This window comes from Streptomyces sp. NPDC020983 (assembly GCF_044333485.1).
Taxonomy (GTDB): domain Bacteria; phylum Actinomycetota; class Actinomycetes; order Streptomycetales; family Streptomycetaceae; genus Actinacidiphila.
Genome location: NZ_JBIRRA010000014.1, coordinates 57,660 through 71,984 on the forward strand (window position 1 = coordinate 57,660; position 14,325 = coordinate 71,984).

Sequence of the window (14,325 nt, forward strand, 5' to 3'; positions counted from 1 at the left end):
GGCCGCCCGTTCGCCCCCCCCCCCCGCGGGCCCCGGGGGGGCCCCGCCCCCCCCCCCCGCGCGCCCCCCCCCCCCCCCCCCCGGCCGGGGGGCCCCCCCCCCCCGGGGGGCCCCCCCGCCGCTCGTGTTCCCCCCGGACCGGCGTCCCCGCGAGTCCTCCCGCGGGGAGGACTCCGTCACCCGTTCCTGGATCCTGCGGGTCCCGTCAATCGGGGCGTTGCCGCCCTGTGACGTCCAGCTCAGAACCTCCCGCGCGCCGGAGGCGGCAGGGTCGTAACCGTAAAAGGTGCGTCCGATGATCTCGTGGGCCGGCTGCGCCGGAGGGGACGCGGTCCGCACCGGCGAGGCCACAGCACCGGCGTCGGGTGGGCCGCGCCCGGTCAGAGGCCCAGGAGTCGTTCGGCGGTGCCGTGGGCGATCCGGTTCTTGTCCTCGGCACTCAGGTCTGCCTCCTCCAGGAAGGCCGCGGCGCCTTCGTTCCCCACGAACGGGTAGTCGACCGCGAGGACGATGCGGTCGGCGCCAAGCGTCTCCACGCAGAACCGCAGCTGCGCCTGGTTCCACATCCCGCTGGGCGTGATGTGGACGTTGTGCCGGACGTAGTCCGCGAAGGGCCGGTCCAGCTTCGTGATCCCCTGAGGCAGCAGCTCCTCGATCCTGTCGAGGTAGAAGGGGATCATTTCTCCCCAGTGGCCGAGAATGATCTGGAGGTCCGGGTACCTGTCGAAGACTCCGGAGAGCACCATGTGGATGAAGTGCTCCGCGGTCTCCACGTGCCACCCCCACGCCGCGGTCTGCAGCCGGCCGGTCACGAGGGGGGAGAGCCCCCCGTAGCTGGCCTCGGTGACGGCGCGCGGCGGCATCGAGGGGTGCAGGTAGACGGGCACCCCGAGTCGGCCGGCCGTGGCGAGGACCGGGTCGAATCGCGGGGCGTCCAGGAACTCGCCCTCGGTCCGTCCGTTGATCAGCGTCCCGACGAAGCCCAGTTCGGTCACGCAGCGGTCCAGTTCCCTGGCGGCGGCCTCGGGAGCGGCCGTCGGCAGGGCGGCGAACGCGGCGAAGCGCCCGGGGAAGGCCCTGACCGCTTCGGCGGCGGTGTCGTTCGCGGCGTGGACGAGTGCCGGCGCCACGTCGGCCGGGGCCTGCTGCGCCCACAGGCAGGACAGGACCTGGGTGGTGATGCCGTTCCGGTCCATGTCCGCGATGCGCTTCTCCCCCACGTCCAGCAGTACGGCCTCACTCTGCAGCGAGCCCGCGAACCCGCTTCCGGGGGCGTAGGTCGCAGCGAAGTCGGGGGCGAGCAGGTTGATGGCCGGACTGCTCGCCGCGGTGAGCGCGGGGTGGGCGAAGTGTTCCTCGAGCGTAATGATCTTCATGGCGGCGGCCCCAAATAGAGGACAAGTTAGTTTCTTATCTGTACGGTACCGCGCCGCCCGACGTGCCGCGGGCCTGAACGAGGGGCTATAACGGGGAGGATGAGCCGCTCCCCCTCCACCCGCCCGAAGGCCCGTGCGGCCGGCGCCGCCGGACCGTCCACACGTCGGCGCGGCACAGAGCTGACCCAGGCGATCTTCGAAGCGACGCTGCGTGAACTGGCGGAGAAGAGCTTCGAGGAGCTGAGCTTCGACTCGATCGCGCCGGCGGCGGGCACGGGGAAGTCCGTGCTCTACCGCCGCTGGAGCACCACCGCCGAACTCGTCCTGGCTGCGCTCAAGGACCACGAAGCCGGTCTGGGCAGGCCCGTGGTGCCGGACACCGGCACGCTGCGCGGAGATCTGATCGTGATCCTCTCCACCCTCGCCCGGATCCTGGACCAGCCGCGCGGGCGTGCGCTGCGGCCCCTGCTGGCCCAGCGCGCCCGCCACCCCGAACTCTTCGAACAGATCATGGACCAGGTCGTCCGCCCCCACCGGGCCACCATGCTGGAGTGCATCCGCAGCGCCGCGGACCAGGGCCAGGCCGATCCGGCTCGGGCCACGGAGCGCATCGCAGCCGTGGGGCCGCGCCTGATCATCGCCGAGTGCCTTGAGACGGGGAGCGTGTCCGATGCCGACGTCGTGCTCGTCGTGGACGAGGTTCTGCTGCCCCTGCTGACGCCGTGACACCCCGAGGGCGCGTGGAGGATGCGCGCGTCGCTCCCTGTGATGCGGCGTGCCGGTCCGGGGCGGGCACCGCCGATGCCGGCGTCCGGCACGGCCGCGATCATCTGCCCGGCCGGTGCGGGTCCGAGGGCCGGTCACCCGGCCGGTGGGGCAGAACGGTGGGTGGCGAACGGCCGTGGAGTCGCGGATATGACAGGTGAGCGGGCGGTGATCGGCCGTCAGGCGGAGACCGCCACTGTCCTGCGCCTGACCAGCGGCGTCCTGGTGGTGACCGGTGAGGCCGGTGCGGGCAGGACCACCCTGCTCGACGTCGCCGCGGAGGCCGCCGCGGCCGGCGGGAGGGTTCTCCGGGCGACCGGTAGCCGCGGGGAGTCGAACCTTCCGTTCTCCGGCCTGCACCAGCTGCTCAGGGACGTCCTCGGCGATGTCGATCGGCTGCCCGAACGGCAGCGCTCGGCGCTGTCGAGCGCAATGGGCACGGAGACCGGCGTTCCGGAGCCGATGATGGTGGGGCTCGCGGCGCTGACGCTGCTGTCCGAGCTGAGCGAGGGGTCTCCTGTCCTCCTCGTCGTGGACGACATCGGTCTGTTCGACGACTGCTCGCGCGACGTGCTGGCGTTCGTGGGCCGGCGTATCGGCGGGGAACCGCTGGCCATCCTGGTGGCAGCACGTGACGAGGCACAGTTCCCCGGATTCGGCTCCCTCGCCCTGAGCCCCCTTGAGCCACTGGCCGCCGTCGAACTGCTCGACGCGCAGCCGTCGCCTCCCACCGGAAGGCTGCGTGCCCACGTGCTGGCGCAGGCGGCGGGAAACCCACTGGCCTTGATCGAGCTGTCCCGAGCCGGATGCGACGACGACATCCTTCCCGTACCCGATCGGCTCGCACGCATCTACGCCGCCGATCTCGACAAGCTGCCCTCGGAGACCCGGTCGGCTCTGCTGCTCGTGGCTGCCGACACGGCCGACCTCGTAGCCGGCATGCGGCCGGATGCCCTGGCTCCCGCCGAGAAGGCGGGGCTGATTCGGCTCGCCGGTGGCCGGGTCCGGTTCCGGCACCCTCTTGTCCGCTCGGCCGTGTACCACTCGGCACCGCTGGCTGAGCGCCTCGAGGCACATCGCGAGCTCGCGGAGTTGCTGGCAGGCGAGCCCGATCGCCGCGCGTGGCACCTTGCGGCGTCCACCGTCGGCCAGGACGAGGGCATCGCCGCCGCGCTGGAGAGGACCGCGGCCCGCGCCCGCGCCCGCGGCGGCCACGCGGCCGCCGCAGCGGCGCTGGAACGGGCCGCGCACCTCAGTCCCGCGCGCGCCAGCCGAGCGCGACGGCTGCTCGCGGCGGCCGAGGCGGCGGCCTGGTCGGGGCAGGCCACGTGGGTCGAACAGCTCGCCGGCGAAGCGCGCAGCCTCACCGACGATCCGTCGTTGATCGCGACCGCTGCACTTCGTGTGGGACACGTCCTCAGCCTGACGCCCCGACACGAGGCCTCGGTGGGCCTGCTCATGCGTGCCGCGGAGGACCCGGCGCTGACCGGGCAGGCACTCTTCTCGGCCGCGGTCAGCGTCTTCCACTCCGGTGACGAACGGGATCGGGCGACGGTGCGTGCGCGGGCCCGGGACGATCCTTTCGCGAGCGCACTCGTCGACCCGTTCGCGGCTCGGAGCCGGTTTGCGGCGCACCTGCCCGAGATGATCGAGCGGGCCGGACCGGATCCCGCGGCCCTCACCTCGACCGCCGTGGTGGCGTGGGTCCTCGGCGAAACCGCCCTCGCCGTACGGACCTTCGACGGTGCGCGGGAGCGCCGACGCGCCGCGGGCAGGGCGCCGACGGCCCTCGACTGTTCGCCGGCCTGGGCGTATTGGGACCACGGGCAGTGGGCGCAAGCCCGACTGGCGGCGGCCGGAGCCAGGACCTCCCTGGCGGATGCCGGCTTGCCGCAGCTGGCCGCCGGCCACCTGGTACTCGAGGCCACCGCCGCCGCCCATTCCGGAAGGACCGTTTCCGCGCGCGAACTCGTCCACCGCGCACTGGCGACGATCGACCCACAGACCGGTCGTGCCCTGTTCGTGCGGGCAGGGTGGGTGCTCGGCACGGCCGCCGTGGCGGACGGCGACCACGTCACGGCGTACCACGAGTTCCGTCGGCTCTTCACCGCCGACGGGGAGCCGGTCCACTACTACTTCTCCTCCCTCGCCGTGGCCGAGCTGGTCGCCGCGGCGGTGCGCACAGGCCAGGGGGCCGAGGCGCGCGAGGTCCTCGCGCGGGTCGAGAAGGAGCTGACGGGCAGTTCGTCGGCCCGGGTGCACGCCCTGCTCCGGCGCAGTCACGCCCTGCTGGACGGCCACGACGCGGAGGGGCATTTCCGGGAGGCGCTCGGCGATCCGGCGACGGAGCAGTGGCCGTTCGAGCGCGCTCAGGTCCAGCTCGACTACGGGGAATGGCTTCGGCGTCGTCGGCGGGTCCTGGAGGCACGCGCGACGCTGGCGGCCGCCGGCCAGGTGTTCAGGCGACTGGGTGCCCTTCCGTGGCTCGAGCGGGCCGAGGCGGAGTCGAGGGCGACGGGGGCCGATGCCGGGCCCACAGCACCGCACGCGTTCACGTCCCTCACCCCACAACAGCAGCAGATCGTCAGGCTTGCGGCGCGCGGGTTGACGAACCGTGAGATCGGCGAGCGCCTGTTCCTGTCACCCCGCACGGTGAGCTCCCACCTGTACCGGAGCTTCCCGGTGCTGGGCGTCGGCAGCCGCGCCCAACTCCGGGACATCGTCGACCGCGCCCCCTGGCCGGGATCCGCCGCAGCGGACTGACCGCCGGCGGTTGACGTGGACGGGCGTCCGGCAGGGTGCCGATCCGGGCTTCCGCGCTTCCGTGCCAGGTCCAGTCACATGACCGATACCGCGCGAGCGGGGGGGGCGACGAGGCTCGAGGACATGGAAACTCTCACGCTGGGCGACATCGACATCACTCCCGTCGTCGATGTGCCGCCGTCGCCGGTCCCTCGCAGCTTCGTCTTCCCGGACGTCCCCCTCGATGCCTGGCAGGCACAGGAGGAACTGCTGGTCCCCGCGCACTGGATCCCGGATCCGGACGTCATCCGTCTCGTCATGCGGACGTGGCTGGTCCGCAGCGAGGGCAGGACGATCCTGGTGGACACCGGGGTCGGCAACGGCAAGGACCGGCCGAACCTGCCCTTCCACGCGAACCTCCGGACGGACTTCCTCGCCAACCTCTCCGGCACGGGGGTGCAGCCGGAGGATGTCGACCTCGTCGTGCTGACGCACCTGCACGGTGACCACGTCGGCTGGAACACCTCCTTCGACGGCGCGGCCTGGGTGCCGACCTTCCCGAACGCCCGCTACGTCGCGCCTCGGGCGGACTTCGACTTCTTCAACCCCGCGAACGGGATCGCGAGCCGCTGCGCCCCGCTCATGGTGAACGTCTTCGAGGACAGCGTCGCCCCGATCCGGGAGGCCGGCCAGCTGACCTTGTGGGAGGAGGAGTACGTCGTCGACGGCGGTCTCCGGATCCGGCCGGCGCCGGGCCACACCCCCGGCTCGTCCGTGATCACCTTGACCTCCGGGACCGACCGGGCCGCATTCGTCGGCGATCTTCTGCACAGCCCGCTGCAGCTGTCGGAGCCGGACTGCTGTCCGATGCTCGACGAGGACGAGCCCCGGGCGACCGCCACGCGCCGCCGGCTGCTGGGCTGGGCCGCGGACAGCAACGCCCTCCTGCTGCCGGCCCATCTGACCGGCTCCGGAGCCATGACGATCGAGCGGGACGGCGCCGGCTTCGCGGTCAAGGACTGGGCCGGCTTCTGAGCGGACGGCGGTGCCGATGGTGCGCGCTCCCCCTCCGGCTGCGGGGCGCACGTTCTCCGAGCGCCCCTCACCGCGGCCCCGCCGGGGCCCGGAAGCTCCCGACCCGTCGTCCGCCACGCCCCCGGCGTCCGTACGACCCGGCGCGGGCGGCGGTCTCCGACCGACATCACGGTGACGTCAGTGCCTGACATCAGTGCTACGGTTATGTCAGGCACTGACATAAGGGCCCCGCCCTCCGGTGGTGAGCCCGCAGCAGGAAGGCGCTGACCATGCGCGTATTCGTCACCGGAGCCTCCGGGCACCTCGGCTCCGCCGTCGTTCCCGAACTCCTCCACGCGGGACACCAGGTCGTCGGCCTGGCCCGCTCGGACACATCCGCCGCCGCGTTGACGGCTGCCGGAGCCGAGGTGCACCGAGGCGACCTCGACGACCTCGACGGCCTCGCCGCTGCCGCAGCCGCGGCCGACGGCGTCATCCACCTGGCCTTCAAGCACGAGGCCATGTTCGCCGGCGACTTCGACAGCGCCGTCACGGCGGATCTGCGCGCCGTCGAGGCGCTCGCAGACGCGCTCGCCGGCACCGGCAAGCCCCTGGTGGCCACCTCGGGAACCATGCTGCTCGCCTTCGCGGGGCTCCAGGGCGCCGCCACCGAGGCCGACGTGATGGACGCGGGGCCGCGGATCGACGCCGAGAACGCGGTGGTCGCGCTCGCGGAACGCGGCATCCGGTCGTCCGTCGTCCGGCTGTCCCCGACCGTGCACAGCACGCTGGACCACAAAGGCTTCATCCCGACCCTGATCTCCCTCGCCCGGTCCAAGGGGGTCTCCGCCTACGCCGGCGACGGGGCCAACCGCTGGCCCGCCGTGCACACGCTCGACGCGGCACGCCTGTACCGGCTGGCGCTGGAATCCGCGACGGCCGGGTCACGGCTGCACGGCGTCGACGACCAGGGCGTCCCCTTCCGGGAGATCGCCGAGGCCATCGGCCGCGGCCTGAACCTGCCCGTGGCCGGCATCCCGGCGACCGGGGCCGACGCCCACTTCGGCTTCCTCAGCGGCCACGTCACGGCCGACAACCCGTCCTCGAACGTGCTGACCCGGGACATCCTCGGCTGGAAGCCCGTCCAGCCCGGCCTCATCGAGGACCTCGGCCAGGGCCACTACTTCGAGGTCCCGGCGACGCCCGCAGGCTGAGCCCGCCCCCCAGGCCATCCCCCTCCCGTGCCCGCCCCTGCTCGGCCGGTCACCGAGCCACTCGGGCCTGCTCGAAAGACGTCGCTGCGGCGGCCACCCCGTCGCCCCGACGGTCCGACCACCCTCCCGTTCCCTCACCCAGAACACCCCCAAGGAAGTGGAACCGTGCCCCGCTCCCGTCCCGCGATCGACCGCGAACTGGCCGCAGCGCTCCAGGCCATGCCGATCGGCCCGAACGGCGTCTTCGACCTGACGGACATCGCCGCCACACGCGAGGCCGTCCTCGCACTCGCCGAAACCGTCGCCGCCACCATCCCCGACGAGCCCACCGTCACCGCCCACGAGATCCAGGTGCCGCGCGCCGACTCCCCCGACGTCCCCGTCCTGCTGCTGCGTCCGCGGAAAGCTCCCGGACCGCTGCCGGCCGTCGTGTGGTTCCACGGCGGTGGGCAGCTGCTCGGCTTCGCCGCCCAGGACGCACCCTGGCTCAAGCAGCTGTCCGCGGCACTCGGCTGCGCCGTCGTCGCCGTCGACTACCGCCTGGCCCCGGAGACGCCCGCGCCCGGCGCCGCCGAGGACGGATACACCGCCTACCGGTGGATCAGCGACAACGCCGCCGAGCTCGGCCTCGACCCCACCCGCATCGGCCTGGCCGGCCAGAGCGGGGGCGGAGGCATCGCCGCCGCCACCGCGCTCCTGATCCGCGACCGCGGCGCAGCGCCCCCTCTCTTCCAGCTGCTGCAGTACCCGATGCTCGACGACCGCAACACGACCGACTCGAGCCGGGAGATCACCGACATCGGCATCTGGGACCGCGCGACCAACCTCCTCGCCTGGCAGGCGATCCTCGGCGACCGCGCCGGCACCGAGGACGTCCAGCCCTACGCCGCCGCCTCCCGGGCGAGTGACCTCGCCGGCCTTCCCCCGGCTTTTATCGGTGTCGGCGAACTCGACGTCTTCCGCGACGAGAGCCTCGACTACGCCGCGCGCCTGCGCGCCCACGGCGTCGACGTGGAGCTGCACCTCTACCCCGGCGCCTACCACGCCTTCGACCTCTTCGCCCCGCAGTCCCAGCTCGCGGAGAGCTTCCGCCACGCCTGGAACAGCTACCTCGCCCGGCACCTCACGAAGGCCCCGGCGACGCCGGCTGCCGCGTAGACCCGCAGGCCCGACGGCGTGCCGGCGGTCCGGAACCCCACCGGCGCCCCCGAGCCGATCGCCACCCCGCGCGGCTCGAAAGCGCCTCGCGGGTCAGGTGAAGCTGCTGGGCGGCGGCTACCTCCCGGTGGTGGTCCAGGAGGAGACGCCCCACAGTCGTCCGGCAGCTGCGCGAAGGCCACCGCCCGCCGCGTGGCCGCGCCCCGGGCGCAGGCCCGCGTCCACAGCGCGCCGGACAGGCTGCCCCGGGGGCGGCGTACCGCGCGACCGCCCGGACCCCGCCGGGGGTCAGCCGGCCTTCTTGCGGGTGGTCTTCTTGGCCGCCGTCTTCTTCGCGGTGCGCTCGGCCGGCTTCTTCTTCGCCGGGGGCCGGCCTTTCATGGGGTGGACCTGCGCGTCCTCGCCGCGGTCGGCGCGGGCCTGCTCGGTCGCGCGCTGGAGCGCGGTCATCAGGTCGGTGACGCCGGCTTCCTCGCGCTCCGGCTTCTCCGGGGCCGGAGGGGCCTTGTGCCCGGCCTTCGCGGTCAGCAGCTCCTGGACCGCGGCGGCGTACTCGTCGTGCATCTCGTTCATGTCGACGTCGCCGACGGCGCCGATGTAGTCCAGCGCCGCCTGGACCTCGTCGTCGGACAGGTCGACCTGCCCGCGGGGCGCGGCGTCTTCGGCCGAGCGCAGCTCGTCGGGCCAGTGCAGCCGGTGCAGCACCAGCACGTCCCCCTGGGCGTGGACGACCGCCAGCGTCTCACCGGTCCCGCGGAAGGCCAGCTTCCCGACGGCGCCTTTCCCGGCCCGGGCCAGGGCCTCGCGCATCAGGATGTACGGCTTGTTCGCCGCCGGGCTCGCCGGCGCGAGGAAGTAGGGGGTGCCGAACTGCTCACCCGGCACGTTGCCGAGATCGACGAAGCCGCTGACCTCGACCGTCTTCGCCGTCGGCAGCGGGAGGTCGTCGAGTTCCTCGTCCGAGACCGGCACCAGCGTGCCGTCCGGGGTCTCGTAGGCACGGCCGATCTCGTCCGGTCCCAGCGGCTGCGCACCGTCGTCGAGCTCGAGCTCGCACACCTTCCGGTACCGCACCCGCCCGTGGTCGTCCTTGTGGATCTGCCGGAAGGCGGCCTTGTGCGAGTGGACCGCGGGCTCGACCCGCACCGGTATCGCGACCAGCCCGAAGGTGATCGTCCCGCTCCAGATCGGCGGCATGGGGTGGTCCTTCCCGTCGGCGGCCCCCGCCTCGCAGGCTAGGCTGCACGCGCGCGCCCCGCAGGCCGAACAGGGGCCCCACCGACCCGGCGGCACCGGCCGCGCGCCGCCGCGCCCTCCGGGGCGAGGGCCGCGGGGCCGAGGGGCGGGCGGTGGAGCTGCTGTTCGCGTGACGGCCGGCCGGTACGGCAGACGGGTGACGACGGTGCCGGCAGTCCCCCGTCGTTTCCGGCCCGGGGGCGGAGCCGGCGAAGCATCGGCTCGGCGTGCGCCAGTGGCACCGGCTCGGCGAACGGACCGGCAGGCGGCCGCTTCGTTCACGTCGCGATGGGCTGACTCCGCTCGCCGTCCCGTCGGGCATCCCCGGACAGGCCGGGCCTCGTCGCGCCCGGCCGCTCACGGTATGGCCCAAGGCGCTGCGCCGGAGGTCAACCGCTGTGCGCGGACGGTCAATGCGGGGCGTCCCCGCCGGGGCGAGGATCGGTGCACCCGTCGTACCTGGACCGAGCGGAGGCGGTGCGCGGTGCGGATCGTGTACGTGGACGAGGACGGCGAGCGGGACGCGGAGCTGCGGTTCGGGCGGCCGGACGCGACACTGGGCGATCTGGCGGTGGCACTGGGGCTGCCCGGGCGGGTGCTGGCGGTGGACGGGCGGCTGCTGCCCGAGGACACGGTGCTGGGCGAGTCCGGGCTCCTCAACGGCTCCCGGGTGGCGGGCACCGCGCGGCCCGGCGCTCTCGGGCTGCGCAGGCCCGGGGCCGTCCTGCGGGTGGTGGGCGGGCTGGAGGCCGGGCGGGAGGTGCCCCTGGCCGCCGGCCGTACCGTCGCCGGCCGGGGCCGGGAGGCCGGCCTCCGGGTCGACGCGACGGGCGTCTCGCGGCGGCACGCGGTCTTCGAGCTGCTGCCCGGCGGGCGGGTGACCGTCACGGACGCCGGCTCGGCGAACGGCACCGACGTCAACGGCGCCCGGATCGGCGGGCAGGCGGCTGTCGGGCCGGACGACCTGGTGTGCCTGGGCGGCGAGGTCCTGGTCCGCGCCCTTCCGTCCGGCCCGCCCGGCACCGTCCAGTCCTTCGACCCGGTCCGGCAGGCGGGTTCCGCCGGGACGCTGCCGTTCAACCGGGTGCCGCGCGGCGGCCTGACGCCGGAGCCGGCGCCGCTCGGCGTCCCGGAGCCGCCGCCGCGCAGGGACAGGACCCCGTTCAGTGTGTCCGCCATGGTCGGGCCGCTGCTGCTGGCCGCGGCCACGGTGGTGCTCACCGGCGATCCGCGGTTCGCCGCCCTCGCGGCGCTGACGCCCCTGATGTTCCTGGGGAACTTCGTCGAGGAGCGGGTCCGCGGCAGGGCCGGCGGCAAACGGGGCCGCAGGGACTACGCGGCCCGGCTCGCCGGGTTCGCGAAGGCGGTGGACGAGCGGCGGACCGCGGAGGCCGGTCGTCGGCGGTCGGCGGTCCCCGATCCCGCGGAGGTCGTCTTCCGGGCGACCGCCCCCTGCGTCACGCTGTGGGAACGGCGGCCGGGCGCCGAGGACTTCCTGCGGCTCGCGGTGGGGTGGGCGGATCTGCCCTGGACGCCGCCGCTGGCCGACGGCCGGGCCGGGCCCGCCGCCGAACCGGCCGCGATCCTGGCCGGGCGCGCGGTGCTGCCGCAGGTGCCGGTCGTGGTCACGGTCGGGGCGGGGCGGGCGGTGGGGTTCGAGGGTGAGCGGGCCGCGTCACTGGCCGTCGCCCGCTCGCTGCTCTGCCAGGCCGTGGTGGGCAGCGGACCCGCGGACGTGACGGTGGCGCTCTTCACGGACGCCGACCGGCTCGCGGACTGGGACTGGACGAAGTGGCTGCCGCACGGCGCCGACCCGGGGCCGGGGGCGGCCCGCCTCGTGGCCGTCGGCACCGAGCAGAGCGACGTGCTGGCCCGCCGGCTGCTCACCGCCGGGCCCGCGGACGCGGAGCCCGGACCGGCCCGGGCCGCGGACGGCACCGGGAGGGCCGGGCCGGTGACCCTGGTCGTGGTGGACGGCGCGGCCCTGCTGGAGGGCCGCCCGTGCCCGCTGCGGGAGCTGATCGCGGGCGGGGCCGTGCGCTGCGGGGCGCTGGTGCTGACCACCCGGCTGCCCGCGCTGTGCACGACCGTGGTCACCGCGTCGGCGCCCGGCGGCGGCCGGGTCCGTGACGTCGCGTCGGGCGAGGTGGTGGCCGGCGTGCTGCTGAACGGCATGCCGGTGCCGCAGGCGCGGGAGACGGCCAGAGCGCTGGCCCGCTTCGAGGACCCCGAGCTGGGGCTGCCCGGCGCGGGCCTGCCCGACCGGGTGTCGCTGCTGCCGCTGCTCGGCCTGGAGCGCGTGGACGGGGCCGCCGTCGCCGGGCGGTGGCGGCGGCGGGCGCCCGCGCTGCGGGTACGGGCGGTACTGGGCGTCACCGAGCGGGACGTCTTCGCCGTCGACCTCGACGACGACGGGCCGCACGCGCTCATCGCCGGAACGACCGGTTCGGGCAAGAGCGAGCTGCTGCGCACGCTCGTCGCCGGCATGGCGGTGGACGCCGACCCCGAGCACCTGACGTTCGCGCTGGTGGACTACAAGGGCGGCGGGGCGCTGGACGAGTGCGCGGCGCTGCCGCACGCCGTGGGCCTGGTCACCGACCTCGACGAGCAGCTCGGCGAGCGGGCCCTGCGCTGCCTGGAGGCCGAACTGCGCCATCGCGAGCGGCTGCTGCGGGACACCGGGCTGAGCCACGTGCGCGACTACCAGCGGCTGCGCGACAGCGGCCGGCCCGAGCTGGAACCCATGCCCCGGCTGGTCGTGGTCATCGACGAGTTCGCCACGCTGGTCAAGGCCCTCCCGGACTTCGTGGACTCGCTCGTCGGCATCGCCCAGCGCGGCCGCAGCCTGGGCGTGCACCTGGTGATGGCCACCCAGCGGCCGGCCGGCTCGGTCAGCGACGCCATCAAGAACAACGTCAAGCTCCGGATCGCCCTGCGGCTGGAGAGCGTCGCGGACTCCCAGGACGTGATCGACGACCCGGCTGCCGCCACGATCGGCACCCGGCAGTGGGGCCGCGCCTACTACCGGCTCAGCGCCCGAGAGGTGCTGCCGGTGCAGACCGCCCTGTCCACCGGCGTCACGGCCGCGGCCGGTGCGACCGCCCCCGTGACCGCCGTGCCCTTCGTCCTGGGGCCGCCCGCGGCCGGCCAGGAGGAGGCGGACCCGGACGGCACCACCGACCTGCAGCTCCTGGTCGCGGCGGCGCGCGACGCGGCCGCCCGGTCCGGCTTCGCGCCGCCCCGCCGCCCGTGGCCCGATCCGCTGCCGCCGGTGGTGCCCGCCGCCGGCCTGCCGCCCACGGCGGAACGCGGCCTGCAGACCGACGCCGCGGACCTGCCCGCGTACGCCCTCGCCGACGACCCCGACCAGCAGCGGCAGTACCCGGTCGGCTGGGACCCGGCGGCCGGCAACCTCGCGGTCTACGGGGCGGGCGGCGCCGGCACCTCCACCGCGCTGGCCGCCCTCGCCCTGGCCGCGGCCGCCGCCGCGCCGCCGAACCGCTGCCAGCTGTTCGTCCTCGACCTGGGCAAAGGTGCCCTGCGGCCGCTGACCGGCCTGCCGCACACCGGCGCCCACGTCGGTCCGGCCGAAAGGGAGCGGCAGATCCGCCTGATCAGGCTGCTGCGCCGCGAGCTCGACACGCGCAAGGGCAGCGGCATGTCCGCCGCACCCGACTGGCTCGTGCTGGTGGACGGCCTGGGAGCGCTGCTGTCGGACTTCGACAAGGACATCGCCGGGATGAACCTGGTGGACGACCTGGCACGGGTCTACGCCGACGGTCCGGCGGTCGGCATCCGCTTCGCGGTCACCGCCGACCGCTCCGGGGCCGTGCCGTCGTCCTGGGCGGCGCTGACCCAGCAGAAGCTGCTGATGCGGCTGGCCGACGCGGGCGAGTACGGCTACTTCGACGTGCCGCGCGCCGCCGTCCCCGGCTACGTGCCGGGCCGGGCCCTGGTGGCCGCGACCCGCCAGGTGATCCAGATCGCCTGGCCCGGCGACGACCTCGCCGCGGCCGTCGCCGCTGTCGCCGCCCTCCGGCCCGGGGCGGCCCGCACCGCGCCCGGGGTCGGCCTGCTGCCCACCGACCTCGCCCTCACCGGTCTGGACGCGCCGGCCTCGGCCGGCGCCGAACCGTGGTCGCTGCCCCTGGGGCTGGACGACAGGACGCTGCACCCGGTGGGCCTGCGGCTGTACGAAGGTGACCACGCGCTCGTCGCCGGGCCGCAGCGGTCGGGCCGCAGCACCGCGCTGTGCACGCTCGCCCGCATCGCGGCGGCCGCTGCCGACCCTCCCGCCGTCGTCGCGTTCGCTCCCCGCCGCTCCCCACTGCGGGAGATGCCGGGGCTCACCGCGCTCGTCACCGACTACGCCGAGCTGGCCCCGGCCCTGGCCCAGCGGTCCGGGCCCGTCCTGCTGCTGGCCGACGACGCCGACACCGTTCCGGACGAGCTCGGGGTGCTCGGCCGCTGGCTGGCCGAGGCAGGGCCCGGCGCCCACCTGGTCGCCGCAGGCCGCTCCGACGCCCTGCGCCGGCTGTACGGCCACTGGACGCAGGTCCCCCGCGACAGCCGCTGCGGGGTGCTGTTGTGCCCCGACCACGACCTCGACGGCGAACTGCTGGGCACCACGCTGCCCCGGCTGGACCGCATGGCCGCGCTGCCCGGCCGCGGCTACCTCGTGGTCGACGGCGTCGCCGGCGGCGTGCAGCTGGCCCGCTGACGGGATGTGCGCCGGGCGTCAACGACGGTGCGCTGTACGTCAATGACCTTCCCCGGCGGGGCCGGAAGACTGCAGGGGACATACCGCAGCACCCGAGGGG

8 protein-coding genes are annotated in these 14,325 nt (G+C 74.8%); 6 read left to right on the forward strand and 2 right to left on the reverse strand.

What is annotated here, in order from left to right; all coding sequences use genetic code 11:
* Positions 1–380 precede the first annotated feature (380 nt).
* The gene (locus ACH4SE_RS27865; RefSeq protein ID WP_398546244.1) at positions 381–1,376 is read right to left on the reverse strand and encodes an amidohydrolase family protein; all 996 of its coding nucleotides are present in this window, start codon (positions 1,374–1,376) and stop codon (positions 381–383) included.
* 99 nt (positions 1,377–1,475) lie between these two features.
* Here ACH4SE_RS27865 and ACH4SE_RS27870 point away from each other — a divergent pair, with 99 nt between their 5' ends.
* The 5 genes from ACH4SE_RS27870 (at position 1,476) to ACH4SE_RS27890 (ending at position 8,269) form a co-directional block, all read left to right on the forward strand.
* Positions 1,476–2,102 (forward strand): TetR/AcrR family transcriptional regulator, encoded by a 627-nt coding sequence (locus ACH4SE_RS27870; protein WP_398546245.1) that lies wholly within the window; start codon positions 1,476–1,478, stop codon positions 2,100–2,102.
* Between the two features lie 189 nt (positions 2,103–2,291).
* Positions 2,292–4,904 carry a LuxR C-terminal-related transcriptional regulator gene (locus ACH4SE_RS27875; RefSeq protein WP_398546246.1) on the forward strand — a complete coding sequence of 871 codons (2,613 nt, stop codon included), beginning with the start codon at positions 2,292–2,294 and terminating at the stop codon, positions 4,902–4,904.
* A gap of 123 nt (positions 4,905–5,027) precedes the next feature.
* Positions 5,028–5,918 (forward strand): MBL fold metallo-hydrolase, encoded by an 891-nt coding sequence (locus ACH4SE_RS27880; protein WP_398546247.1) that lies wholly within the window; start codon positions 5,028–5,030, stop codon positions 5,916–5,918.
* 269 nt (positions 5,919–6,187) lie between these two features.
* A complete protein-coding gene (locus ACH4SE_RS27885; protein ID WP_398546248.1) occupies positions 6,188–7,111 on the forward strand; it encodes an SDR family oxidoreductase in 924 nt (307 codons plus the stop codon).
* 165 nt (positions 7,112–7,276) lie between these two features.
* Positions 7,277–8,269 carry an alpha/beta hydrolase gene (locus ACH4SE_RS27890; RefSeq protein WP_398546249.1) on the forward strand — a complete coding sequence of 331 codons (993 nt, stop codon included), beginning with the start codon at positions 7,277–7,279 and terminating at the stop codon, positions 8,267–8,269.
* Between the two features lie 288 nt (positions 8,270–8,557).
* Here the strand turns inward: ACH4SE_RS27890 and ACH4SE_RS27895 are convergent, their stop codons facing one another.
* Positions 8,558–9,466 (reverse strand): Ku protein, encoded by a 909-nt coding sequence (locus ACH4SE_RS27895; protein WP_398546250.1) that lies wholly within the window; start codon positions 9,464–9,466, stop codon positions 8,558–8,560.
* 523 nt (positions 9,467–9,989) lie between these two features.
* On the opposite strand from ACH4SE_RS27895, the gene ACH4SE_RS27900 reads away from it, so the two are divergent.
* Complete coding sequence (locus ACH4SE_RS27900; protein WP_398546251.1) at positions 9,990–14,225, forward strand: FtsK/SpoIIIE domain-containing protein; 4,236 nt, start codon at positions 9,990–9,992, stop codon at positions 14,223–14,225.
* Positions 14,226–14,325: the final 100 nt, after the last annotated feature.

What these genes read in the sequence shown, in the direction of transcription:
- ACH4SE_RS27865 (WP_398546244.1), bottom strand. Translation starts at nt 1,376, where the DNA reads ATGAAGATCATTACGCTCGAGGAACACTTCGCCCACCCCGCGCTCACC.
- ACH4SE_RS27870 (WP_398546245.1), top strand. Translation starts at nt 1,476, where the DNA reads ATGAGCCGCTCCCCCTCCACCCGCCCGAAGGCCCGTGCGGCCGGCGCC.
- ACH4SE_RS27875 (WP_398546246.1), top strand. Translation starts at nt 2,292, where the DNA reads ATGACAGGTGAGCGGGCGGTGATCGGCCGTCAGGCGGAGACCGCCACT.
- ACH4SE_RS27880 (WP_398546247.1), top strand. Translation starts at nt 5,028, where the DNA reads ATGGAAACTCTCACGCTGGGCGACATCGACATCACTCCCGTCGTCGAT.
- ACH4SE_RS27885 (WP_398546248.1), top strand. Translation starts at nt 6,188, where the DNA reads ATGCGCGTATTCGTCACCGGAGCCTCCGGGCACCTCGGCTCCGCCGTC.
- ACH4SE_RS27895 (WP_398546250.1), bottom strand. Translation starts at nt 9,466, where the DNA reads ATGCCGCCGATCTGGAGCGGGACGATCACCTTCGGGCTGGTCGCGATA.